Annotated in this window: 26 protein-coding genes and 1 pseudogene; 7 read left to right on the top strand and 20 right to left on the bottom strand. The window is 35.0% G+C overall.

Translation table 11 applies throughout. The annotated features are described in order from the left end of the window. Nucleotides 1-4 precede the first annotated feature (4 nt). The 4 genes from MHH70_RS17300 to MHH70_RS17285 are packed head-to-tail and all read right to left on the bottom strand — an operon-like array spanning nucleotide 5 to nucleotide 3,309. Complete coding sequence (locus MHH70_RS17300; RefSeq protein ID WP_342472100.1) at nucleotides 5-496, bottom strand: pyridoxamine 5'-phosphate oxidase family protein; 492 nt, start codon at nucleotides 494-496, stop codon at nucleotides 5-7. Nucleotides 497-508: 12 nt separating this feature from the next. Next, nucleotides 509-1,288 carry an ABC transporter ATP-binding protein gene (locus MHH70_RS17295; protein ID WP_342472099.1) on the bottom strand — a complete coding sequence of 260 codons (780 nt, stop codon included), beginning with the start codon at nucleotides 1,286-1,288 and terminating at the stop codon, nucleotides 509-511. After that, nucleotides 1,288-2,277, bottom strand: coding sequence for an iron ABC transporter permease (locus MHH70_RS17290; RefSeq protein ID WP_066166506.1), 990 nt, complete (start codon nucleotides 2,275-2,277; stop codon nucleotides 1,288-1,290). The genes MHH70_RS17295 and MHH70_RS17290 overlap by 1 nt, the downstream gene beginning before the upstream one ends. A gap of 21 nt (nucleotides 2,278-2,298) precedes the next feature. Next, entirely contained in the window at nucleotides 2,299-3,309 is a 1,011-nt protein-coding gene (locus MHH70_RS17285) for an ABC transporter substrate-binding protein (protein ID WP_066166509.1), read from the bottom strand. Nucleotides 3,310-3,461: 152 nt separating this feature from the next. On the opposite strand from MHH70_RS17285, the gene MHH70_RS17280 reads away from it, so the two are divergent. Continuing rightward, complete coding sequence (locus MHH70_RS17280; protein ID WP_107943134.1) at nucleotides 3,462-3,986, top strand: ATP-binding cassette domain-containing protein; 525 nt, start codon at nucleotides 3,462-3,464, stop codon at nucleotides 3,984-3,986. Next, a complete protein-coding gene (locus MHH70_RS17275; protein WP_342472098.1) occupies nucleotides 3,983-4,426 on the top strand; it encodes a GNAT family N-acetyltransferase in 444 nt (147 codons plus the stop codon). Before MHH70_RS17280 ends, MHH70_RS17275 begins: the two co-directional genes overlap by 4 nt. A 160-nt stretch (nucleotides 4,427-4,586) precedes the next feature. Here MHH70_RS17275 and MHH70_RS17270 read toward each other — a convergent pair. From MHH70_RS17270 to MHH70_RS17260, 3 genes and pseudogenes are all read right to left on the bottom strand, one after another. Then, nucleotides 4,587-4,709: pseudogene (locus MHH70_RS17270) on the bottom strand (iron-sulfur cluster assembly accessory protein); the annotation flags it as partial. A gap of 471 nt (nucleotides 4,710-5,180) precedes the next feature. Continuing rightward, nucleotides 5,181-5,759, bottom strand: a complete 579-nt coding sequence (locus tag MHH70_RS17265) for a hypothetical protein (protein ID WP_342472097.1) — start codon at nucleotides 5,757-5,759, stop codon at nucleotides 5,181-5,183. Nucleotides 5,760-5,862: 103 nt separating this feature from the next. Then, nucleotides 5,863-6,444 (bottom strand): tyrosine-type recombinase/integrase, encoded by a 582-nt coding sequence (locus tag MHH70_RS17260; protein ID WP_342472096.1) that lies wholly within the window; start codon nucleotides 6,442-6,444, stop codon nucleotides 5,863-5,865. Nucleotides 6,445-6,867: 423 nt separating this feature from the next. Here MHH70_RS17260 and MHH70_RS17255 point away from each other — a divergent pair, with 423 nt between their 5' ends. Next, complete coding sequence (locus MHH70_RS17255) at nucleotides 6,868-8,703, top strand: hypothetical protein (protein ID WP_342472095.1); 1,836 nt, start codon at nucleotides 6,868-6,870, stop codon at nucleotides 8,701-8,703. Between the two features lie 165 nt (nucleotides 8,704-8,868). On the opposite strand, the gene MHH70_RS17250 is transcribed toward MHH70_RS17255, so the two are convergent. From MHH70_RS17250 to MHH70_RS17225, 6 genes are all read right to left on the bottom strand, one after another. After that, nucleotides 8,869-9,435: a hypothetical protein gene (locus MHH70_RS17250; RefSeq protein WP_342472094.1), complete on the bottom strand. Its 567-nt coding sequence runs from the start codon at nucleotides 9,433-9,435 to the stop codon at nucleotides 8,869-8,871. A gap of 416 nt (nucleotides 9,436-9,851) precedes the next feature. Then, entirely contained in the window at nucleotides 9,852-10,058 is a 207-nt protein-coding gene (locus MHH70_RS17245) for a hypothetical protein (RefSeq protein ID WP_342472093.1), read from the bottom strand. A gap of 514 nt (nucleotides 10,059-10,572) precedes the next feature. Next, nucleotides 10,573-11,247: a hypothetical protein gene (locus tag MHH70_RS17240; protein ID WP_342472092.1), complete on the bottom strand. Its 675-nt coding sequence runs from the start codon at nucleotides 11,245-11,247 to the stop codon at nucleotides 10,573-10,575. Nucleotides 11,248-11,442: 195 nt separating this feature from the next. Continuing rightward, nucleotides 11,443-11,799, bottom strand: coding sequence for a hypothetical protein (locus MHH70_RS17235; RefSeq protein ID WP_342472091.1), 357 nt, complete (start codon nucleotides 11,797-11,799; stop codon nucleotides 11,443-11,445). Further along, the gene (locus MHH70_RS17230) at nucleotides 11,796-12,131 is read right to left on the bottom strand and encodes a helix-turn-helix transcriptional regulator (RefSeq protein ID WP_342472090.1); all 336 of its coding nucleotides are present in this window, start codon (nucleotides 12,129-12,131) and stop codon (nucleotides 11,796-11,798) included. Before MHH70_RS17230 ends, MHH70_RS17235 begins: the two co-directional genes overlap by 4 nt. 6 nt (nucleotides 12,132-12,137) lie before the next feature. Beyond that, nucleotides 12,138-12,302 (bottom strand): hypothetical protein, encoded by a 165-nt coding sequence (locus MHH70_RS17225; protein WP_342472089.1) that lies wholly within the window; start codon nucleotides 12,300-12,302, stop codon nucleotides 12,138-12,140. 138 nt (nucleotides 12,303-12,440) lie between these two features. On the opposite strand from MHH70_RS17225, the gene MHH70_RS17220 reads away from it, so the two are divergent. After that, nucleotides 12,441-12,773: a helix-turn-helix transcriptional regulator gene (locus MHH70_RS17220; RefSeq protein ID WP_342472088.1), complete on the top strand. Its 333-nt coding sequence runs from the start codon at nucleotides 12,441-12,443 to the stop codon at nucleotides 12,771-12,773. A gap of 604 nt (nucleotides 12,774-13,377) precedes the next feature. On the opposite strand, the gene MHH70_RS17215 is transcribed toward MHH70_RS17220, so the two are convergent. From MHH70_RS17215 to MHH70_RS17205, 3 genes are all read right to left on the bottom strand, one after another. Continuing rightward, a complete protein-coding gene (locus MHH70_RS17215) occupies nucleotides 13,378-14,649 on the bottom strand; it encodes a hypothetical protein (RefSeq protein WP_342472087.1) in 1,272 nt (423 codons plus the stop codon). Between the two features lie 507 nt (nucleotides 14,650-15,156). After that, complete coding sequence (locus MHH70_RS17210; protein ID WP_342472086.1) at nucleotides 15,157-16,182, bottom strand: tyrosine-type recombinase/integrase; 1,026 nt, start codon at nucleotides 16,180-16,182, stop codon at nucleotides 15,157-15,159. A 172-nt stretch (nucleotides 16,183-16,354) separates the two neighbouring features. Then, nucleotides 16,355-16,726 carry an iron-sulfur cluster assembly accessory protein gene (locus MHH70_RS17205; protein WP_066166518.1) on the bottom strand — a complete coding sequence of 124 codons (372 nt, stop codon included), beginning with the start codon at nucleotides 16,724-16,726 and terminating at the stop codon, nucleotides 16,355-16,357. Between the two features lie 149 nt (nucleotides 16,727-16,875). Between MHH70_RS17205 and MHH70_RS17200 the strand changes: the two genes are divergently transcribed. After that, a complete protein-coding gene (locus MHH70_RS17200) occupies nucleotides 16,876-17,562 on the top strand; it encodes a DUF2225 domain-containing protein (RefSeq protein WP_066166521.1) in 687 nt (228 codons plus the stop codon). Nucleotides 17,563-17,806: 244 nt separating this feature from the next. Here MHH70_RS17200 and MHH70_RS17195 read toward each other — a convergent pair whose 3' ends face one another. After that, nucleotides 17,807-19,159: a sodium-dependent transporter gene (locus MHH70_RS17195; RefSeq protein WP_342472085.1), complete on the bottom strand. Its 1,353-nt coding sequence runs from the start codon at nucleotides 19,157-19,159 to the stop codon at nucleotides 17,807-17,809. A gap of 113 nt (nucleotides 19,160-19,272) precedes the next feature. After that, nucleotides 19,273-19,509, bottom strand: a complete 237-nt coding sequence (locus MHH70_RS17190) for a NifU family protein (protein WP_107943137.1) — start codon at nucleotides 19,507-19,509, stop codon at nucleotides 19,273-19,275. Between the two features lie 84 nt (nucleotides 19,510-19,593). On the opposite strand from MHH70_RS17190, the gene MHH70_RS17185 reads away from it, so the two are divergent. Then, nucleotides 19,594-19,920, top strand: a complete 327-nt coding sequence (locus MHH70_RS17185; protein ID WP_066166528.1) for a YuzD family protein — start codon at nucleotides 19,594-19,596, stop codon at nucleotides 19,918-19,920. A gap of 566 nt (nucleotides 19,921-20,486) precedes the next feature. Here MHH70_RS17185 and MHH70_RS17180 read toward each other — a convergent pair. Continuing rightward, nucleotides 20,487-21,554, bottom strand: coding sequence for an NAD(P)/FAD-dependent oxidoreductase (locus MHH70_RS17180; protein WP_066166531.1), 1,068 nt, complete (start codon nucleotides 21,552-21,554; stop codon nucleotides 20,487-20,489). 322 nt (nucleotides 21,555-21,876) lie between these two features. Here MHH70_RS17180 and MHH70_RS17175 point away from each other — a divergent pair, with 322 nt between their 5' ends. Then, a complete protein-coding gene (locus tag MHH70_RS17175) occupies nucleotides 21,877-22,113 on the top strand; it encodes a YuzB family protein (protein WP_066166534.1) in 237 nt (78 codons plus the stop codon). Between the two features lie 177 nt (nucleotides 22,114-22,290). On the opposite strand, the gene MHH70_RS17170 is transcribed toward MHH70_RS17175, so the two are convergent. Next, the gene (locus MHH70_RS17170) at nucleotides 22,291-22,806 is read right to left on the bottom strand and encodes a hypothetical protein (protein ID WP_066166537.1); all 516 of its coding nucleotides are present in this window, start codon (nucleotides 22,804-22,806) and stop codon (nucleotides 22,291-22,293) included. Nucleotides 22,807-22,920: the final 114 nt, after the last annotated feature.

Raw genomic sequence — 22,920 nt, 5'->3', positions numbered from 1 at the left:
ATCGCTATTTTTTATCCACTACAACGTGCTCAAACTTCGTGCCTGAAGGGTTGACATCAAATGCTTTACCAAAACCAACAACGTAACGCCCTTCTACCGGTGTCAAAGAGAACAGTGAGAAGTCTAATGTTTTTAGGAGGGACATAATTTGATTGCCATGCGTATTTGAAAAGGCTTCAAAAATGGTCTCATGCCCTTCATTTCCTAAATTTTCTGGCGTACACTTAAAGCGTAATCGCTCTGTTGCAAAATGATTATGTGTACTAGCTTCATCTGCAATTAGCAGCATATCGACAACTTTACTATTTTCAATAAAGCGATAGTGGTCTGCTATACGACTAATATAAATATAGAAAGTATCGCCTATTTTCACGACAGGTGAATTACTAATAAAAGGCTCGCCCTCGTCATTTAACATGCTCATGACACAAGTTTTTCTGCCTTCAATAAAATGTAGATAGTTTTCTTTTTCCTTTTCAATATTAATTGGCTTCATTTTTATTCCTCCTTATTTGACAGCGCTTACTAAATGAATGCGCGGCGCTTGATCCCAAGCAACATACTCTACTTCTGATTCCATTTTGTATACTTCACGTATCATGCAAGTTGTCATAACTTCCTTTGGGTTGCCGATACATTTACAGCAGCCCTCTTGTATAACAATAATTTTATCGCTATAAGCCGCGGCCTGGTTTAAATCATGCAATACCATAACAACCGTCATCCCCATATCTTGATTTAATTCACGCACAAGCTGTAATACTTCATGCTGATGCGAAATATCTAAATAAGTTGTTGGCTCATCAAGCAATAGTATTTGAGGTCTTTGTGCTAAAGCCATCGCAATCCAAGCTCGCTGTGATTCACCGCCTGATAGTGCAGAAATCGGACGATCTTTATAATGCAATAGATGCGTCTTCTCTAAAGACCAGTGCACAATTTGCATATCCTCATCGTTTAAACGCTCAAACCATTTTTTATGCGGGTAACGCCCATAGCTTACTAAATTTTCAACTGTAATATCATTCGGTGCTTGGTTTCGCTGACTAAGCATACATAGTTTTTTAGCTATTTCCTTTGAGCTCATCGATTTCATATTTGTATTATTTAATGTAATCTGTCCTTGGTCATATGGATGCATGCGCGCAATCGATTTTAACAACGTCGACTTCCCTGACCCATTCGGTCCGATAATGGAGACAATTTCCCCGTCTGTTACTTGAAAGGAAAAATCTTTTACTACCTGCTTTTGCTCATAACGAATGCATACATTATCAACTGCTAGCATTAGAACGCCCTCCTACGCATTAAATATAAGAAATATGGACCGCCAATTACTGCCATTAAAATACCGGCTGGAATATCTAAAGGGGCAAATAATGTGCGTCCGCCAGTATCAGCTAATAGCAAGACAAGTGCCCCTAACAGCATACTCATCGGTAACATATATTTATAATCTGAGCCAACAAGGATACGAGCCATATGTGGCACGATTAGCCCAACAAAGCCTATCATCCCAATAGCTGCTACAGAAATGGCAGCTAAAAAAACAGCCAGCAATGATAATACGATGCGGATACGTGTGACATTTTCCCCTAAATTGATTGCTACTTGGTCACCCAAGCGGATAATATTCGCTTTACGAATGGCAAAAATGGATAAAATCCAGCCTACTAAGGCATATGGATAAATCATCAGCAAGGCGCCATTGCCTTTAGCTGCTAAGCTACCATTTAACCATTGCACTGCAGACGGCAATCTATCACTATATATAATAGAAAGAAAGCCGACAATTCCCCCACATAAAGCATTCACTGCTACACCTGATAAAATGATGGTAATTGGTGTGATGCCTGTACGACGCCACGCTAATAAATAAACAATAAAAGCAGCAATGACACCACCAATAAAGGCAGCAATCGGAACTAAGTATGTATATTCTGGATAAACGAGCATAATGACTAGTACACAGGCTGCCGCACCTGCCGTTACACCTGTTAATCCAGGGTCTGCTAGTGGATTTCCCATCACCGCTTGTAGCAATGCACCTGAAATCGCAATATTAGCACCTATAATTAATGCTAGTAATACACGTGGTAAACGAATATCAAAAATAATCGTATGATATTTTGCTTCACCTGATGTTGTAAATAATGTTGATAATATATCTGGTACTGCTATTCGTACACTACCTAAACCGATTGCAATTACGGCAAAAAGCAGTAAGCAGCACAAGGTAATGATAATAATCGCACGACTTTTGGCTGTACTTACCATGTTGCCTCAAACTCCTTTTACTTATTTAACAAAATAATCTGCCACTTTCGTTAATGCATTTTCTACATTCATAATCGAAGTTACACCGAATATGCTGTAATCTAAAATATGAATTTGCTCATTTTTATAAGCGGATAGCTTTGTCCAAGCATCATTTTTCGCTACTTCTTCCTTGAACATTTCCTCACTAGCCCCATGGTCGCCAGAAGCTAATACTAAAATAACATCTGGGTCATATACAACAATATCTTCTAAGTTGACAGCCGAATATGTCGATTCTACTTTTAATTCTGTTGTTGCAATATTCTCTGCACCTAAACGTTTTACTAAGCTACCTAAATAAGAATTTTCACTCATCACCATAAACGAATCAGATGTACCAATCATTAATAATACGCGAGGTAACTCCTTACCTTCTGCTAGTTTCATTAATTCATTTTCCTTATCAAGAATGGAGCTAAGTACTTCATTCATTTTCTCCTCTTGCCCTAAGTATGTGCCTAATACCTTAAAACTTAATTTCAAATCCTCAAATGAATCTGTCGGCAAGTAGGCTGTCGTTAAATTAAGCCCCTCTAAGCTTTTATCTAGCGAAGATTGCAATGATTTCGCACCAATTAATAAATCTGTTTCTAAATTCGTAATTACCTCTAAATCTGGCGCCATCGGTGAACCGATTTGTGCTATATGATTAAATGCTTCTGGAATTGGATTTGTAGAAGTTGGTACGCCAACTGGCTCTACATCTAACAGGTGTAGCATTTCAGTTAACGGCACAGATGTTACGACAATGCGCTCGGGCTTTTCTGCTGGTAAAGCTGCTAATAGCTCTTGGAATTTCGCCTCATCAACCCCGTCATTTTCTAACGTTAGCCCTTCATCTTCAACCTGCTCCTCATTCTCTGTTTCAGTCGCTGCTTGTTCTTGCTCATTTGCTACAGCATCCTCCTTTTCAACTGGCTCTACCTCTTTTTCAGCACATGCGACTAATAAAAGTACGGCAAACATAAATACAACCATTATTTTTTTCAACTCAAAATCCCCCACTTAATTAATAATGAAAATCATTATCAATTATATTTCAAAACGTATGATTGTCAATATGAATTTTAAAAAGAATATTTTTTACGAACGCTCCCCTATGCTAAAATGACTTTACGCAAAGCAATAAAGGAATGAAATAAATGAAGAAAAAAATCCATATTATCGGTAGTGTCGGAAGCGGAAAATCAACTTTGGCAAGGCTGCTGGCAAGCAAATATGATATGTGCTATATCGAGCTAGATAATATCGTGTGGGAGCGCCATCCTGATGGGGATATACGCCGCTCAAATGAAGCAATTTCTCAACTAATTCAGCAAGTGGCGAGTCAAAATAAATGGGTTACAGAAGGCGCACATTATCAGCATTGGGTAACACCGCTTTTCGGACAGGCAGACTATATTATTCACTTACAGCCCCCTTATTTTACAAGGCTATGGCGCATTCATAAACGATTTTTCAAGCAAGTTTTAAGGCTAGAAAAATCGAATTATAAACCTACGTTGAGCATCCTACGCAATATGTATAAGTGGAATAAATCGTATGAAAAAACAGGTCAGTGGAAAATTAAAGAGCAATTACAGCCATTTCACGATAAAGTTGTAACGGTAAAATCACAAAAGGAGATGGAAAGGTTTATATATCAACTAGAGGGAGTAGTAGGATGAATTATCATATAGCAATTTCATTGAAGAAGAACGAAAAATTTTCAACCTTTTTACAGGAGAAAATTAGAGAATTTAATAATCAGCATTCCGTACACCATAAAGCAATAAGAAAAAAAGAAGCGATACAGCCACTTAATATTATCGTATCAGACGTCGATAAGAATTGGATTGGTGGTTTAAATGCAGAGGTTTATTGGAATTGGTTAGAAATTAATAATTTTTGGTTTCATGAAAATTATAGAGGCGAGGGCTTAGGCGGAAACCTTCTTTCCCAAGCCGAGGAAATCGCGAAAGAGATGGGGGCAACGAAAGTACTTTTAACCACTTTTGAATTTCAAGCGCGCACATTTTATGAAATGAAAGGCTATCAAGTTGTTGGTGAAATTAAAGATTATCCCCCTGGAAGCGTCTACTACACAATGGTGAAAACGCTTATTTAACTTATTTTCCGTAAATATACAAAAAAGCCACCTCAATTTGTGATGTTCTGTAACACACAAATCAAGAGGGCTCGATAAAACACAACCCTAAATAGGCTAATTTAAGGTTGTGTTTATATATTATTTGGATTGTGTATACTCAATTCACAATCCTACTTTGTCACTCACAAACCTCAGGCGTGCTCTCGCGCCCTGCTGCACGGAAAGATGTGCCACAGCCGCATGATGCAAGGGCGTTTGGATTATCGATGGTGAAGCCACCACCCATAAGTGATTGTTTAAAAATGCTGTTATATCAACGTTTGTCGTTGTTTTGATGGATTGTAAATCACAGTGTGGATTGTATATCCCATGCCTCTATGATTATGTATATCACTGATTAGATTGTACCCTAACTTACGTAGAAAAACCATTACTAAATGTGGTGAGTCGTTTCGTTAGCAACCTCAATTTGTGTGGTTGATACAGGTAGCCTATATATAGGGAGAACCCTACTTTACTATCGGAAAATAGGGACTACCCTCTAGTACGTTTCAAATCCTTACGACAATCACTAACTCCCTGCCTTTTCACTGACAAATTTCCATTCTGAAATTCATAGAAACACTGTCACGACCTGCAATCCCCCTCAGATACAAAAAAGAACCTCTAGCATAATGATTTTCAGAATCGGTATTAAAACCTTTATGTCTCAATGCATCTTGACACTATCCTTACTAAAAGCAGTGTATATCATTTAGTAATTAAATAACACTTATTCTAATTCATTTATCTTTTGTTGTACTTCATCTTCTAGTCGTTTAGCCATATCTAATTTCACTTTATTCATATTAGTAGAAGTAAATTTCAATGTAATCCAAATATTCACTAATAGCATTTTAATCTTCTGGCTTGTAGACAGTTCTTCCTTGTTCAATAACTCTTTCATTTTCACATCAATTTTATGATTCTCTAATACAAACCCAGAAGCTCCATTTAACAATTGTTTATAAAGCTCCTCATCTTCTTTAGTATCAATTTGATGAGCAAAGTCGTTTCTAATCGAATTGAGCTTTGCAAGCACGTCATATAGATTTTTATCAATCATGCTTAACTTATAGATAATGTCTAACTTTGTCTTGAACCTATTGTTATGAATACCCTTATAATCTAAATTCAATTCGTTTAACATCGTGTTTAACTCACGTTCAATGTACAAATGAACCCTTAATGTAACTTGAAGGAGGCTTTCGTTTCTTACTTCTTCTAAAACTCGTTCTTTATCATCTGTAGCATTGCTTAGGTTTTCATTGCCCATTTGGACAGCCTTATAATACATATCTAATCGTTGCAATTCCCCACACCTCTTTTTCCATTTGTCCCTATATTATACTGTAATCACCTACTATATAGAAAAGAGCATATCATAAATAATATGCTCCTACTGTTCCATACTCTTAAAAGAATGAAATGCTTTTTATGCTATTCTCTATTGATTCCTCTGTAATCCCTATGTATCTAAGCGTGATTTTCTGTGAGGAATGGTTGAATATCTCCATAAGTGTAGCTACGTCTTTAGTAGCTTGGTAGTACGTGTATCCAAACGTTTTACGCATTGTATGAGTACCGATAGAGCTATTTCCTATCATTTCCCCCGCTTTAGCGATTATACGGTATGCCTGTGTAGTTGATACATGGCTGTCTCCTTTACGGCTTGGGAATAGATAAACTGTTCCTATAGGCAATGTATCAATGTAATCCGCTATATCAGCCATTAAACTATTGAGGTAAACTGTACGCTCCTTCTTTGTTTTACCCTCACGAATTTTAAACGAACTTTTCCCCTTCACTTGCTCCACTGTAAGAGCCACCAAGTCGCTACATCTTAACCCTGTAGAGATACCTAACTTAAAGAGTAATTGGTCTCGTAAACCATTCGTACTCATTCCTAGTGCTTCTATTAGCTCATTCACTTCCTGTTTAGACTTTAGCGGTTGAACATCAATTAACATTCCCTTTTTCTCATTAGTATTAGCCATTATTTACCTCCCCTAAGAATGTATCCTTTTAAAATTATAAATACAATACCATACATTATAGATTGCTTCAACAATGAAACCCTATTAAATCAACATTCTTTATGTATCCTTTCTATAAAAAGCATACATTCATAATTGAAATTACTTAGCGCTCCTACCCATACTACAGGGGGGATATTTTACAGGTCATACCTCATTACGAACTCAAAAATCACTCCTACCCACCTATCTAGCAAGGAAGCAAAAAAAATTTTTACGATACGATACACCATTTCGGTCGAAAATGAATAATTCCTCCTTTAGAAATCACTTTAAATAGTGAGCAGATGAGAAGCGAGCGAAAAATTAAATTTGTTTCGATACAACTTATTTAACGTTCACTCGCCATTTGTATTTAGGAATTAAAAGGAGATTATCGAAATTATGAAAGAATTATTTTCATCAGAAGTTTTTGAAGTAGCCATTGATAAGGAGAAATATACTGCTAAACCAAGCAGTTGGACAATCGGCGGAATCAGCAAGCGAATTAGTAATAACCCCCAAAGACTAACCCTAGAACAATTAGCTAAAAGTATTGAAGAAGGGCAAAGTTATCTACCCTGTAAATTAAAAGATGGGACAGAAAGAAAAGGAGCAAATTGGGAAAGCCAAAATTTATTTGTTTTAGATATTGATGAAGGTATGACATTGCAAGTAGCATTGGAGCATGAATTTATTCGCTCCAATGCTACTTTTTTGCATACAACTTTTAGTCACACCGAACAGCATCATAAATTTAGAATTATATTTGCGGCAAATAGATTGGTAAATTCCTCAAGAGATTTTGATAGTGTAATGAATTGGCTGTTTGAAAATATTCCACAAGCAGATAAAGCATGTAAAGATAAAGCTAGACTGTTTTTTGGCGGTAAAGAAGTGCATTGGATAAATAAAGAAAATAGGTTGGATGTTGATGAAATCATTGATAAATCCCTTAGAGGGGACAAAAAAAAGAATCTAAATATATCCCCCTCAACCCCTGCATCTCGCTTACGCTCAAAACAGCTTTCTCACCACCCTGTAATTATCGAAGCTATTCAGAAGGGGGACATCCAAACACTTCAAGATATATTAGCAATCACTGAGATTACTTTAAGTAAGCGTCAAGTTGTAGATTACTTAAAGGAGATACCATTATATACGTATTTAGGAATATCGAACCATAAATCATTTTATGATATATTCCATGACGAAGATAATCCGAGTGCCTCTATTTATCTAAGCCCACAAGGAAATGGACATTGGCTATATAAATGTTTTTCAGAGAGTATGCCTTTTAGTGGTTCGATTATTGAAGTAACAATGCAATTACAAAAATGCTCAAAACAGGAAGCTATCGATTTTCTCACGCAAGTTTTTCGAGTGAAAATTAAAAATCAAACAGCGATAAATAATTTCTCTTGCCAATATGAACGTTATTTAGAATATATAGATAGTGACCAATTGGAAAATGACTATCCAGATTTATACTTGGTACTCCATAAAAGTAATTCTTTACATATACTAAGGGCGTTACTTTCATTGTCAAGAGATAGCATTAATGAAAATGGTACACAAATAGAATTCTTTAATTCATTAGATACTTTAAGTAGAAAATTAAACGCTAGTAAACAGCAACTCGGCAAAAAAATGAATCTATTTAATTTTTTAGGATTTATAAAAAAGTTAGACAATGATTCTATAGAACAGGAGTTACTAGCTTCTTTAAATCAAAGTCAAACAAAGAAAAAATATAAATATAGAAGCAATGTGTACGTTATAGATATACTAGGGGTTGAATTATTGACATTGGCAAATCAACGAGCAAAGGTTTATTTAGAAAATAAGTTGACACTTAATTCCCTAACTTACGAGGGAGTTCTAAGAAACTTCGGGCAAGACGAAGCTAATAAAATTTTCCCTCAAGATATGAACAAAGAAATTCATTCTGTTCATAACGAGCATGCTGTAGATTATGCTAAATTCATATGTAAACAGATTGAGATGAAAGGCTGGACCACTCAAAAAGAAGTTGTTAATGGTATTAAGCTGAACAAAAAAATGACTGTAACTCAAAAAGTCGATATTTTCAAAATCGTTATTAAAGAAATATTAGATAGTTATGATTTAGAATGGATTCAATTAACAAAGGAAAGAAAGTTGGCTTTAAATATTGCTGAAACTGCCCTATCAAAATCTAGTTTCCCTAAAATAATTGTACTCAAAGGCTCTATTAGTTAAGACATTTAAAACAAAAACTCCAATTCTATTGCTTAGTTAATAGCAATAAGATTGGAGTTTTATCTAATCTAATTCTGGCTTATTGTGTAGATAAATAAGTATCATCGTTCACATCAGCCAAGTTATTATTTTCGTCTTCTTTAGTAATTGTTCGCCATGAGTGATTTAAGAATCACCAAATGTTTCATTAATCTGTTTATTATTTATATTACTGTTTAAAACATTTTCTTTTTGACTTTCTTCTAATAAAGAATTTAATTTTTGCAACTCATTTAGTATTTTTTTATTTATATTACTATTCATTAAACTTTGATTATCTTGAATCTTAATTAATTCAGCAAATCCAATAAATAGCATACCAACAATGAAAGAATTAATCCAAATAACTATTGCAATTGTCCAAACAAATTTTGAATCAAACAAAGAAATAAAAAATTCAGTATTTGCTAATGAAATCCCTCCAACAAATCCGATAATAAAAATTCCATATCCAATCTTTTTTAACAGGTCTGCAACTGTATTTTGCATAATTATATCCCTCTTTAACAGGTCTGCAATTATATTTTGCATAATTATATCCTCCTTTTTGGAATTAAATCTATCTCTTTCACTCTTTAACATTATTCGATGTGAAATATCTGTCTTATTCCGATGTTTATCCCAATCCTCAGATGTCCACTCCCATCTTGGTTTATTGTGTATTGATACTGTATCTTTTAAGTTATTATTCATAATTTAACTCTCCCTATCAATAGCAATAAAATTGGAATTTTATCTATTATGATATGCTCATTATTTAATAAATTCGACTTCAATATCAACAACTAATTATTTTTTGAAATATGTTAATGTAGCACTCGTATACAATTTATTATCATTAACACTTAATGTAACATCATACGTATTTTTTCCCCACAGATTAGATAGGGAACGTGTAGATGTATATGTTTCCTTCCCGAACTTTTTAACAGCCCCACGGTAAAGAATATCGTGTTGTGTTTTGCAAAATGAAAGTGCAGAGTATTGCAGCATGACTTGGCGTTGCTGCTTTACATGGAGAGGCGAGTATGATAGCCTCCATTTGGCAAAGCCAGCCCTTGATATAGCTGGCTTCATAGCTTTGAATTCATGCTCGTAGAGGCTCCATGTCAAGTTGCAACATTGTGTAATTGCAGTTGCAATACTATGTATTTTTTCGTTGCAAAACACACGTGTATCGTTTCTAACTCTGACCAAGTATGATAACTATTTCTATTTGGGAAGAAATCGAACGAAACCATATCTAAATTTCCATTCTCAAAATAATATATCAATTCTGTCGGATAACCATACTTAGTTTCATAATACCGTAACATAGCTAGCCCCTCACCTTGAAATTTCTCATTTACCGAGCAATTTCGGCTTTTTGTACTTGAGCCATTGTCATTGAAAAATCAATTATACGACTTTTATTTTTCTTACTACTATGTGAATCTTGTTCAATTTCTATTAAATACGAATCTTTTACATACCCTCTCAAATTACCTTGTTTGATGTATGACCAGCGATTTATATACGTGGAATAAACAAAACTTTGGAGCCATCTTTCAACATACTTACTTTAACACCGTTAGAATTTGCTTCTTCTCTTAAAATTAATCCCCCTTTGATTTTATATATTTTGTCTGATTGATGCTTTGCTTAGTTACTTTTGTTTCTGAGATATTGTCCGATGCCTCGACATACTCATAATTTACAGTGATTAATAATGTAAACAACAAGCAGATTACTACTTTCAACTTTACGTTTTTCAACATAATACACTCCATTTTAATTTATATTTGGGTTATACAATTTATACACTTTTCATTCTCTCTACAGTATATTTTCTCACTCATTAACGACTTTACTATACCTACTTGGGATTTTTTTAGATAAAACTGCGTCAATACCATCCAAAATATTTTCTCTATATAAAGCGTATAACATAGTAGATTGCATACCTAAAGCAGGGTCTATCTCCCCTAACATATCAATTGTACTACTATTTTCATATAATTCAGGGTCTGTATATTCTTTCAACCAACTATAGCCAACATATGACTTATCATTTTTAATTTTTTCAATAAATAGATTAATATCATTATCAGCAGTAGTGTCAAGCCGTTGAAATTCATTCATAAGCTGTCTTATATCTTTTGATATATAGTCTAGTTCTATGGCTGACACAGAAATACCGCTCCGAAGCCTGTTTTTCTCAATATCGTATAACCCATCAAAAAACACTTTAGTTTGTTTAGCATTATAGATTTCTGTTTCAACGTCATCCAACATTTTTCTATTTTTTGAACTTGGCTTTAACGACACTATTTCCTCATATATATCACGAATTTTTAATAAATCCCCTTCTCTCTCATATTCTTGAGCATGCTGTGTTAATGTGGCTATTTGTTCATTTAATTGGCGTTCTTGTTCAAGTTGTAATTCAGCTTGTTTTTCAGCTTCACTTTGACATCCGCTGAGAATAAATATCAATACAAAAATCACCATAAATATACTTCTCACAAAAAATTCCCCTCTTCCATTTCTATATTTTTAATATGTTTACTCTACTTTTACCATTAACACTATTTTTAGCTTTTTTTGAAACATGCCATACTTACTTGTCATATATTCATATTCTTCTTTTGAATCCATATATTCAATTAATATAAATTTAATAAAATACAATTTATTAATAATTTAGGATAATTTATCTAACTAAGTTAAAACAAAACTTAATAGTGTCACAATTATCATAGCAATCCAAAAATACAAAATCATTTTATCCGTCAATGGCATTCCCATCACATTATAATAAAATTGACGAAACCTACTGTGACTATTCCAATGGTCTGTCCAATCTTGTTCTGTCCATTGGTATCTCGGTTTGTCGTATCTTGATTTAAAATTACTTTTAAATTCCGCAAACTTATCTTCCTCAATATTTTCTTCCTCTTCTTTATGTTTAATAGAACTGGAGAAAATAGTGTTTGAATTATTGCAATTATCATTTAATTCACTTAATATTCTTCTTTCATCTTTGTAACGCTCTAAATGATGTCGATTATCACTCATAACTTTTCCCCCTTTGAAAATCTCCCTTTTAGATTTTCTAAATACATTTCTTTAAAGCTCTCTAAGTCTTGAGGATGAATACGCCCAGATATATAAAATAGGTACCTTTCATCTAATTCAAAATAATTACCTAGCTTAATCAATATTTCATCAGAAGGTTCATTTTCTCCATTTACAACACCACTAAACCATGTGTTAGAAACTCCTAAAACTTCTTTCGCTATATAGTTCCTAGATAATTTTCTTTTTCCTTTAGTTTTACCTTCATTCATATAAATAACTTCATTTTTTGTAATTAGTTTATCTAAATAATTCCCCAATTTTTCACACAAAATAAATCACTCCCTATCCATCCCTCTTTCTTCTTCATCTTGTATATCAACATTTTCATTAAATTGTGCAAATTCTAAAGCTTGTAAAACAGCTAGTATATAACGCTTTCCTTCATCATTTAGTTTTTCAAATCTTTCTTCAAATTGTTTATATTGTCCCCTATTTCCCACAAAACTCCTCCTCCAAAAACTCTCTATGAAAGTATTATATATTTACTATGTGAGTATTTCAACCATATTTATATTTCAATCACTTTCATTGTGAGCGAAAATATGCTATTTTGAATTTAACAACAAAGAGGTGATACATTGTCTTCTATAAATCAACGTATTAAACAGGTCCGAACAGAACTTCATTTATCGCAAGCGAAATTTGCCACTGCTATCTCCATATCAAACGGTTATATAGCTGGCATAGAACTCGGTCATAGAAAAGTAAATGAGCGTATAATCAAACTTGTTTGTTCTACTTTCAATGTAAATGAACATTGGTTAAAAACGGGTGAAGGTGATATGTTTACCAGCCTTAATGATAACAAATTTGAAATAGCTATGACCTTTTTTAAAGAATTAAAACCTGAGTATCAAGATTTTGTGTTAAAGCAAATTGATTCATTATTAGAAATTCAAAATAAGAAATAGGATTATCATTCATTGGTAGTCCTATTTTATTTGTTTGATTGAATGCCTATTAGACAGCTTGTAGTCTCTCGCTGCATTATTAACAATTAGCATATCGCTCCTCTATTTCATTTAATAAAACTAGCCTTATCGGATTTATATAGTAATTAATCTATTTTAAACTAATTGATAACGCAAAAAAGCCGTTATCAAAGTTAATTGATAACAGCTATTAATAGGCACTTTATATCAATTACAGTTAAATTAATTTATATATCATCTAATAAAACATGAATTTCCCTTTTATAGGAATAATGAAAATACCGTATACTCGCAAGCGCAAATATTCCGATAATTAAATATTCAAGTTTTTGTACCAATCCACGATAATATTTTAATTTAACAATGTAATGAGGGAGGTTAGCATCTAACTAACCAATGGTATTAGAATAAAGCAAAAAATATATTTTGTCAATTGTTTTTCCTGTTGTGTAAATTTCAAGTTAGTATGAGCGTATGTTCCCTATAATCTAGTTTCTAGTTTAAATATGCAGATGCCCATTAAAGCACTTCGTGCTTAAGGGCATTGCAAGAGATAGTAATACTAAACATATAAGTAGAATGATTATGAGCTACTTTTGATTTCTGCTTTCATTCTCTTTATCGTACTTTCCGACACGTTTAACAATGCTGCTAACTCCTTATTCTTCAATTTCGGCTTATTTTCCAATAGACCTGCCAATATTAGCACTCGTTCATCATGAAGCTTTCTGCGGTCTGCTTGATATTCTACTGTTGGTCGAACACCGTTTGCTCGTCTTTTCGCTTCTTTCTGCTTCTGTTCTCGTTCCTTTTTAACTTGCTTACTAATAATCGTTGTGAGTTGTCTTTGTTCCTCTAACGTAATATTTAATTCATCTATTAATGTGTCATTTCTTTTTTTATACCCTTCTTTATACAAGTTTGCCGAACGAATCGCTCCTTGTATTCTTGATTTAGGTAGAGGTTGAGAAAATCTGCTATTAATATGTTGAAGCTGTTGCTCAATTAAATTATCTCCCCTTCCCAACGCTTTAGCACAAATTGCATAGTTGAATAAAAAGCTCTTTCGATTCACCACAGGTTGAATTTCAAGAAGTTGTTCAAAGTCTTTTAATCGTGCTTCATTCAAACTATACCTTGTGAGAATTGGCTGGTTTTGGCTTTGCTTCTTCTTTTGTCTTTTGGGTGTTGGTGTCACTTCTGTGCATTTCTCTTTTGGAGGGATTTCAGGTAACAAAAAACCTTTCATCTCTTCAATTGAATAACGATTATGCTTTAAGTATTCGACAAGAACGATGTATTGTGTCCTTGAAGAAATGCTACCAGCTAAACGAAATAATTGTGTTACGGATTTGGCTTGCCTATCTGCATTCAAATGGTGAAAGCGTTTATAAATTTCTTCTTGCATTCTCTCCCACAACTTCAAGTAATTTTTATAAGACATAAACTCCATTAACCAAATCAGTTGTAATCCACGTCCACTATAAATAATGATATTTGGTGTTAAAATTTTTTCATCAGCAATCATTTTATCAATCATCTCACGAGCCTCAAAAGCTTCGATTCCTACTTTATAACAATCTAAGTCTGTATAAAGGGCATTCAGTCTTACACAGCCCTCTGAGCGCCTTTTCATGTCTTTAAATGTATTAAGAGAGAAGTAGACATCTTCTCCTATCCATTGACTGTTAGGGATATTTTTACTTAAGTTCTTTCCGTTATAACTTTTACAAATAGGCTTCTCTTTACCTTTTAATTGAAACAATTGTGCAAATAACTTATTATCCCCATGTACAACATCTAATAATTTCATAGCAGATTTTTCCCTAGCAGTTAAAACAACAGCATTGTTCACTTTACAATCTTCTCCTTTTGTTAAACCGCCACTTTAACAAAAGGATTATTAAACATACGTAAATAACACAAAAAACACCTTTAAACCGTGGCTTAAAAGTGCTTTCTCATTGTTGTCGTTCTATTTAAACAGACACACACTCATTTGAGAAAGTTCTAGTATAAATACGCATTACTAATAACCCTTATGTTAGGGCGATTTTCCGTAATTTAGTTTTATACTAGACACGTTTTTAAAAAGGAGTGTTTGCTGTTAGTGCCTAAAATTATTATTTGCATATAGTATACACTATTTCTTTGCTTTTTTCCAGAAGATATGAAGAAACAGTTTTATTTTTGTCAGACAATATTTTAGTAGATTAATTTTATAAGTTCATCTAAATATTTAAGCAAGACTAATGTAACCCCTTTCCTTAGGTTGTTTCGTCCATAGTAATATTTAAACTTTTTGCACTCCTCAATATATAGATGACTTAATTTACCAAGTCCTTATACAAGTGTAATATTATTATTTCTTCTTCAATAGATTTGTAACAGGTGAATAATTATCATGTGTTTTCCGTAAATCATCTGTATCCATCTGAATGTATCTTCTCATTGTACGAATATCACTCCAACCACCCATTTTTTGAAGTGTAAATGAATCACAGCCGTTGAGTGTCATCTTCTTTGCCCATGTATGACGATAAACGTGAGCGGTAACCTTTTTACCTTTAATCCCTGCTTTTTCAGCATAAAACTTCAAACGCTTATTGAAATGGTTCTGCCCTAAAGGCTCTCCCCACTGCGATAAAAAGATTCTATCTGTTGTGAAGTGTTTCTTATTCTCTCCTATGAGCTGTATGAGCAACTTCACCGTATGACCTGACATTGGTACAATACGAGGCTTTCGATTCTTATTTACCTCAGCTTTCAGCGTTATAAAGCGTGTCTGAAAGTCTATATCAGCCACTCTTAGGCTCAATAATTCATTTGCTCTAAGCCCACAATCTAATAGAAGTGTCATAGCAACATAATCACGAAAGCCAACGTAATCACGCTTCTCAGGCTGTTTGAAAAGCTCTCTCACTTCTTCATCGGTAAAGCAATTTGTCAGGTCTATATCTTGCTTTATCAGCCTTACAGATTCTAAAGGATTAAATGCTATTAGCTCCTCACGCTCTAAATGGTTGAACATAGCTTTATAAACTCGTAATCGAATGTTGATTGTTGTATCAGCCAACCCTAGTCCTTGTTCTTCTTTAATAAATTTATGCCCTTCATACTTTTTCGCATCATACTTAAGATAGTTGATATAATCACGAAAAATTTGTGGTGTTAATTCATCAACTGTTTCAATCTCATAGTTTTGCTCTAGCCATTTGACAAAGTAGCCCCAATCTTTACGATAGTCTTTTAAGGTTCTTGGGCGTAACCCCTCAGCACTTTTAGCAGATACTACAAGGTCAATTGCTTGCTCAAAAGTAATCTTTGGAAATTCTTTCTCCATTGCCATCTTACCTATTGCCGTTCGTTTTTTCTTTTTTAAAACCATAGAAAAAGCCTCCTCAATTCGTAATGTTTTGCAACATACAAATCAAAAAGGCTTGGTATTCCCAACCCTAAATGTACTGTTTTAGGGTTGTGTTTACATATAATCGGGATTGTGTACATTCAATTTTTATCTGTGATTCACAATCCTACTTCAACATTCCTAAATGCACAAATCACTCACAAACCTCAGGCGTGCTCTCGCGCCCTGCTGCACGGAAAGATGTGCCACAGCCGCATGATGCAAGGGCGTTTGGATTATCGATGGTGAAGCCACCACCCATAAGTGATTGTTTAAAATCGATTTTCGTTCCTTGTAAAATGCCTGCATCTTCCTTTGATACGACGATTTGTAAGCCATATTGCTCATCTAAAAAATCGTCCTCATGCTGTTCTGTATCAAAGGCCATTCCGTATGAAAGGCCGCTACAACCGCCACCTTTAACCGCGACGCGCAAATAAGAGCCTTCTTCCTCATTATGTGTCATCATTTCCTTCACCTGAAACGCTGCCGCCTCTGTCAATTCAACAACTTGTTTTGTACTCATCACAGTCACCTTCTTTCTTACTCCTATCATATCAAGAGCGCCTCAATGTGCCAACAAAACTGTTTGTATTTCGACTTATTTCATACTTTCTTCTTAAATAAAAGTGTTATAATAATACTATGTATATAAATGAGGGGCGTGAATATTTGATGGAAATCTCACCTTTTTACGAAAAAAAAGTAGATTGTTTGCATTGTAAAAAAAGTTTTCCTACTTTTAAAATACGAACGAAATTTATTAAAGTCAAATCAACTGAATCCGACTTTCAGCCTATTTATGAGGATGACAATGTAAATGCGCTTTACTATAATGTTTTTGTTTGTGAGCATTGTGGATTTTCCTTTACAGAAGACTATTCAAAGTACTTTGCACCGGGTGTGTCTGAGCAAATAAATGAACAAATATCAAGTAAATGGGTACACCAATCCTTTAAAGGCGAACGCACTGTTTTTCAAGCAATTCAAGCATATAAGCTTGCTTGGCTTAGTGCTACAATCAAAAAAGAGCGCTTTGTCACAGTAGCTGGGCTGACACTTCGTTTAGCTTGGCTCTACCGGTCATTAAACAATAAAGAGCAAGAAGAGCGCTTTTTACATGTGGCACGCGATCAGTATATGGAATCTTATTCTACTGAGGATTATGCCAATACACAAATGTCTGGCGTAAGAATTATGTATATGGTTGGTGAGCTGTCACGCCGAATAGGTGATTTCGAAATGGCAACACGCTTCTTTTCAAAGGTTATTGAAAGCCAACGTGTTGGTGGTGAAGCAAGGCTTGTTGACATGGCTAAGGAGCAATGGGAGATTATTCGCGAGGAGCGAGCAAAACAGTAAAGGGGTCGTCTGAAAAGTCATTTTTGAGACGACTTCTTTGCGACGTGTAACCGAGTTTAGTGCTGAAAGCGAAGCGACAGGTACAAGCATTTAAGATAGAAGCAGGGGCTGTACGAAAAGATATACACTTTTCGTACAGCCCCTTTCTTATGAATTAGCGACAGCGCAAACATAGCGCTGTCGAGACAATCTAAACCCTTTTCAATTTTAAAGAACTATTTATATTTTCCGCATAATAAAGCCGTTAAAAATTTAATATACCGATTGCATCTAAAAAGACAATAATAATAGCAATTGGTGCTACATATTTAATCGCTATGAGCCATATGGCAAATAACCTCTTGGCATAGCTTGCCCCATCACTAATTTCTGCTAGCAATGTGTTTCGAGGTATAGCAAAACCCGCGAAAATAGCAATTAATAACGCCCCTAATGGCATTAAAATATTGGAGACAAGATAATCCGCTGCATCGAATATTGTCTTATCAAAAATCGTAAAATCACTTAGCATACCGTAGGATAACGCTGAAGGAATACCAACGATAAAAATCAGCAGACCTGTAATCCATGCCGTGCTTTTTCGTTTTTTTCTATCTTGCTTTGTTACTGCTGCCACAATAATTTCTAGCATCGAAAATGCAGAAGTTAGTGTAGCAAATAGGAAAAGAATTAAAAAGACTAATAAGAAAAATGCCCCAAACGGCATTTGATTGAAAACAGCTGGTAGCACGACGAATAATAAACCAGGCCCCTCAGTCGGCTCAAAGCCAAAGGAAAAGACAGCCGGGAAAATAGCAAGCCCTGCTAATAGTGAAATAAATAAATTCATCAGCACGATTGTTAATGCTGATTTTGGTAAGTCCTCGTTTTTCGACAAATAAGAGCTATACGTTACCATTACAGAAACACCCACACTAATTGAGAAAAACGATTGCCCAAGTGCAAATAAAATTGTTTTCGAGCTCATATTTGAAAAATCTGGATATAAGAAAAAGTGAAGACCTTCTCCAACACCATCTAATGTTAACGAGCGAATAATTAAAATAAGGAAAGAAATAAATAATGCAGGCATCATAATTTTACCTGCTCGCTCAATTCCTTGTTGAACCCCTTTTGCCACGACGAAAATGGTAATTGCCATAAAAATAAATTGGAATAAAATTGCGTAGAGAGGATTCGCAATAAAATCATTAAATAGCGGCGCATATGCAGTTTCAGAAAGTCCAGATAAATTTCCAATTACCGCTTGAACCATGTAAAGAATAATCCAACCACCAACAACACTATAAAATGATAGCAAAATAAAGCATGTAATCATGCCGAGTATTCCAACAAAATGCCATTTTGAATTAGGTGCAAATGTTAAATAAGCTGAAACTGCATCCCTTTGCGAGCCACGACCAATGGCAAACTCCGCTAATAGGATTGGCAGCCCAACGAAAAGCGTAAAAATTAAAAAAATGAGGAAAAATGCTCCTCCACCGGAAACTCCAGCGATATAAGGGAATTTCCAAATAGCTCCCAGCCCTATTGCAGAGCCGGCAGTTGCTAAAATAAATCCTAGTCTTGATGTCCATTGTTCTTGCTGTTGACCCATAAATAAACTCCTTTATAAAAAAACATACCTACTTATTATACATGATATTCAAACAAAAAAAGTGGCATTTGGATGCAAATTGCTTCCAATGCCACTTTTTCAGGTAAGCTATATTAGAATACTTGCTCTACTTCAACAATTCCCGGTACTTCCTCTAATAATGCACGTTCAATACCAGCTTTTAATGTAATTGTAGAACTTGGACAGCTACCGCATGCACCTAGTAAACGTAATTTTACGATACCTTCTTCAATATCTACTAATTCACAATCCCCACCGTCACGTAATAAGAACGGGCGTAATTTATCTAAAACTTCCTGTACTTGTTCGCGTTGTTCTAATTCTGTCATTTTTCTCGACTCCTTTCATTAAAATCATTATAATGTGAAGGAGAGAAAAAAGCCAATATTGTATTACGAAAGGTTGGATTTTATATGACAGCATCTAAAGCAGTAATCGAAATATACGGAGCAGATATTATTTGTGCGAGCTGTGTCAATGCACCTTCTTCTAAAGACACATATGAGTGGCTACAAGCAGCTATTGATCGCAAATATCCGAATCAACCATTTACAATTCGCTATATTGATATTGAAGGCGATTTAGGCGATAAACGTGATATCGACTATGCAAATCGCATTCAAGAGGATGAATTTTTCTATCCGCTCGTTTTAATTAATGACGAAGTCGTTGGCGAAGGCTATATCCAAATTAAGCCTGTTTACGCCGCACTCGAAAAACTAGGCTACACATCGGAATAAAAGTTTAGATGTTCAGTCGTACAGTTGCCAGCTAGTTAAACGCTTTTATCGGTATTGAAATAAAGTGAAGCTTCAATCAATCGGGTTTTTACGGGCAGTTGATCTCCCACTTATCCTTAAGCCGATTTTCACTTAAGTCTTGAAGTGAGAGTCTTACTGCCCGTTAATGCGGGATAAAGTGAACCTTCAATCAGTGGGGGTTTTCTTCATCCCCCACTGATTGGTAGTTTCACCAATCGGGTTTTTACAGGCTGTTGGATCCCCCACTTAAACATCTTGATTTTATCTGTTGTTTTGAAGTGGGGGTCTTACAGCCTGTTAATACGGGATAAAATATTGACTTAGCAAGACTTCCTTTGAAAGTGTGATAAACACTGGCTTTAACTATGCTTACCTTAAGTAAGGAAGATACGATGAAAACCTTCTTTTAATGCGTTACCACAACAAAAGACTTTGAATCAACTGTTTTTAGCTTCTCAAAAAGAAGCAAGCCCTTTTTCAACCATCCTCCCTTCAAACTAACAGCAAAATGGAAAGCGATGCGCCAGCCTGCTTTCCTTTTTACCTTAATTGTTTTGACGCTTATACATCCAAAGCAAGCCTGATTTCATTAAACGAGCAATACGCCCGGTTACTGTTGTATCTGCTAAATGAACAAAGCCTTGTTTCTTCCCTAGCGAGCCCATAAAGCCCTTTAGTTTAATTTCTGGCATCGTTGCTGGTAGCGGCTCATTATTCCAACGATGGCGTAATACCTTTACAATACGCTCTCCTTGCTCCTCTGCAAGTTGTGCTGTTGGCGGTAAATCAGATGAAGCGCAGTCTCCAACAACAAAAACATGTTCATCATTTAGTAATGTAAAGTAGTTTGTGACAATTGGGCGACCGAATTTGTCTTTCTCCACTTCCATGTCTCGTACAATTTTTACAGGCTGCACCCCTGCTGTCCAAACAACAGCATCTACTTCGATTACTTGATCATGATTATAAAGATGATTTTCTTCAACCTTTGTAATATTCGATTCAGCGATTACTTCAACATTATGTTTAATAAACCATGATTTCACATAATTACTTAGCTTTTCAGGAAAATCTCGTAAAATACGTGTTGAACGGTCAAATAATTTAATATTTAAGTCTGCACGGCTTTCACGTAGTTCACTAGCTAATTCAATACCTGACAAACCTGCGCCTACTATAGCTACCGTTGAGCCTGGTGGTAAACCACATAGCTTTTCAAATGTTGTTCGCGATTTAGCAATTGTTTGAATGCTGAATGTGTGCTCCTTGGCACCAGGTACTCCGTGATATTTATCTTCACAGCCAAGCCCAATTACTAAATCATCATATTTTACTTCTTGACCGCCCTCCAAATAAACCGTTTTATCCTCTCGGTCAATGCGAATAACTTCACCAAAAATAGTTTTTAAGCGCGGATGCTCTGGGAAGGCTACACGAATCTCTTTATCCGTCGAAGTCCCTGCTGCAAGTGCATAAAATTCTGTTTTTAAGCTGTGGAATGATGTGCGGTCAATTAAAGTAATTTCGGTATCTTGTGGGAAATTATTCGGTAATAGGCGTAGCAGTATACGCATATTTCCATAGCCCCCACCTAATAGTACTAATTTTCTCATATGCTGAGCTCCTTTTACTTATTTTCATTAAAACAGAGTACCCATTTCTCCCCCTCAGTAGAAATGGCGTGCCCCCTTTCCTTCATCCAGCAAATGCCCAAATACCTACTGAACTAAAAGAATGCCTCTGGCAGTTGTCACAAATTTTTCAAAAATGTTAGCCGAGGCGAAATTGATATAAGATTAACTATTCAATAAGAGTATAGCTCATTGTGATATGTTTCACAATATGTTCCGAAACATTTTGTGAAACATTTCACAAAATATGTTGTTTGACGTAATTACTAAAAAAAAGTAGCATACAATTGTGAGGTGACTTGTAGTGAATCCAATGGTTGAATTTTGTATTAGCAATTTAGCAAACGGCGCACAAGAAACATTTGAGGTGCTTGAAAAAGACCCCAATATTGATGTTCTTGAATATGGCTGCCTAAGCTTTTGCACAAAATGCTCTGAATGCTTTTATGCGCTTGTCAATGGAGAGCTTGTTGAGGCTGACACACCTAGCGAGTTGACTCAAAAAATATATGCTTATATTGAAGAAAACCCTCTTTGGTAATAAATAAGAGGCCTAAAATTCAGTGTTTTTAATGATGCTGTTCGAAAACACTGAGGTGTCTTTGTGGTTATGGAGGTATGGACTTTATTTATTTATTTTAAAATGGCTATTCTTTCAATAAAACACAAACAAAACGTCCAAAAAGCAGTGCTATGCACGCTTTTTGGACGCTCTTTATTATTTCATCTGTTTTAACACTTCTTCTTTAATAAATGGCTCTGGACTATAAAAGTCTGGTGACTTAATAATCTTTCCATCTTCACGACATTTCGCGTATTTATTGCCATTCTCATCTGTGAAAAGCTTCGACATATTTGCGCCTTGTACAATATCAAAAACGGGCTCAATATCTACTCCGATTTCTACTGCCGAACCGAATGAAAAATATAATTGGTCTGCTAAAGCATCTGCTTGGGCAATTACTTTTTCTTCAGTGCTTTGAGGAAACTCGCCATTTAATGATTTTTCATATGCCTTTTGAATACCAGCTAAAAAATACTCGTAGCTTGCCGCAAACTCCTCCTTCGTTGAACAAGAAGCTGCAATAAACTCAATCGCCTCCTCGGCTGTCCAAACGCTACGGTTAATTGCTCGCTCTCGCTCCATTGGCACAAGCTGCTCTGGTGCAGGGTGTTTAAACGCGATATGAAAGTCGCGAACATGATTTTGTAATTTGTTTGCAAATTGTTTCATAAAAACTTCTACTCCTCTTTCAATATAATTCTAATCATACACGAACTATATCCAAAGAGGAACCTTATGTGCCAATTTAAAATTTAGGCTATGTGAACAAGGGGACTATTTCAA

This window comes from Metasolibacillus sp. FSL H7-0170, assembly GCF_038593115.1.
In the GTDB taxonomy this organism is placed as follows: Bacteria; Bacillota; Bacilli; order Bacillales_A; family Planococcaceae; genus Metasolibacillus; species Metasolibacillus fluoroglycofenilyticus.
This window is presented reverse-complemented; position numbering and strand designations above follow the sequence as displayed.

What these genes read in the sequence shown, in the direction of transcription:
- MHH70_RS17300 (WP_342472100.1), bottom strand. Translation starts at nt 496, where the DNA reads ATGAAGCCAATTAATATTGAAAAGGAAAAAGAAAACTATCTACATTTT.
- MHH70_RS17295 (WP_342472099.1), bottom strand. Translation starts at nt 1,288, where the DNA reads ATGCTAGCAGTTGATAATGTATGCATTCGTTATGAGCAAAAGCAGGTA.
- MHH70_RS17290 (WP_066166506.1), bottom strand. Translation starts at nt 2,277, where the DNA reads ATGGTAAGTACAGCCAAAAGTCGTGCGATTATTATCATTACCTTGTGC.
- MHH70_RS17280 (WP_107943134.1), top strand. Translation starts at nt 3,462, where the DNA reads ATGAAGAAAAAAATCCATATTATCGGTAGTGTCGGAAGCGGAAAATCA.
- MHH70_RS17275 (WP_342472098.1), top strand. Translation starts at nt 3,983, where the DNA reads ATGAATTATCATATAGCAATTTCATTGAAGAAGAACGAAAAATTTTCA.
- MHH70_RS17260 (WP_342472096.1), bottom strand. Translation starts at nt 6,444, where the DNA reads ATGGCTAATACTAATGAGAAAAAGGGAATGTTAATTGATGTTCAACCG.
- MHH70_RS17255 (WP_342472095.1), top strand. Translation starts at nt 6,868, where the DNA reads ATGAAAGAATTATTTTCATCAGAAGTTTTTGAAGTAGCCATTGATAAG.
- MHH70_RS17250 (WP_342472094.1), bottom strand. Translation starts at nt 9,435, where the DNA reads ATGAATAATAACTTAAAAGATACAGTATCAATACACAATAAACCAAGA.
- MHH70_RS17245 (WP_342472093.1), bottom strand. Translation starts at nt 10,058, where the DNA reads ATGTTACGGTATTATGAAACTAAGTATGGTTATCCGACAGAATTGATA.
- MHH70_RS17235 (WP_342472091.1), bottom strand. Translation starts at nt 11,799, where the DNA reads ATGAGTGATAATCGACATCATTTAGAGCGTTACAAAGATGAAAGAAGA.
- MHH70_RS17210 (WP_342472086.1), bottom strand. Translation starts at nt 16,182, where the DNA reads ATGGTTTTAAAAAAGAAAAAACGAACGGCAATAGGTAAGATGGCAATG.
- MHH70_RS17205 (WP_066166518.1), bottom strand. Translation starts at nt 16,726, where the DNA reads ATGAGTACAAAACAAGTTGTTGAATTGACAGAGGCGGCAGCGTTTCAG.
- MHH70_RS17200 (WP_066166521.1), top strand. Translation starts at nt 16,876, where the DNA reads ATGGAAATCTCACCTTTTTACGAAAAAAAAGTAGATTGTTTGCATTGT.
- MHH70_RS17195 (WP_342472085.1), bottom strand. Translation starts at nt 19,159, where the DNA reads ATGGGTCAACAGCAAGAACAATGGACATCAAGACTAGGATTTATTTTA.
- MHH70_RS17190 (WP_107943137.1), bottom strand. Translation starts at nt 19,509, where the DNA reads ATGACAGAATTAGAACAACGCGAACAAGTACAGGAAGTTTTAGATAAA.
- MHH70_RS17185 (WP_066166528.1), top strand. Translation starts at nt 19,594, where the DNA reads ATGACAGCATCTAAAGCAGTAATCGAAATATACGGAGCAGATATTATT.
- MHH70_RS17180 (WP_066166531.1), bottom strand. Translation starts at nt 21,554, where the DNA reads ATGAGAAAATTAGTACTATTAGGTGGGGGCTATGGAAATATGCGTATA.
- MHH70_RS17170 (WP_066166537.1), bottom strand. Translation starts at nt 22,806, where the DNA reads ATGAAACAATTTGCAAACAAATTACAAAATCATGTTCGCGACTTTCAT.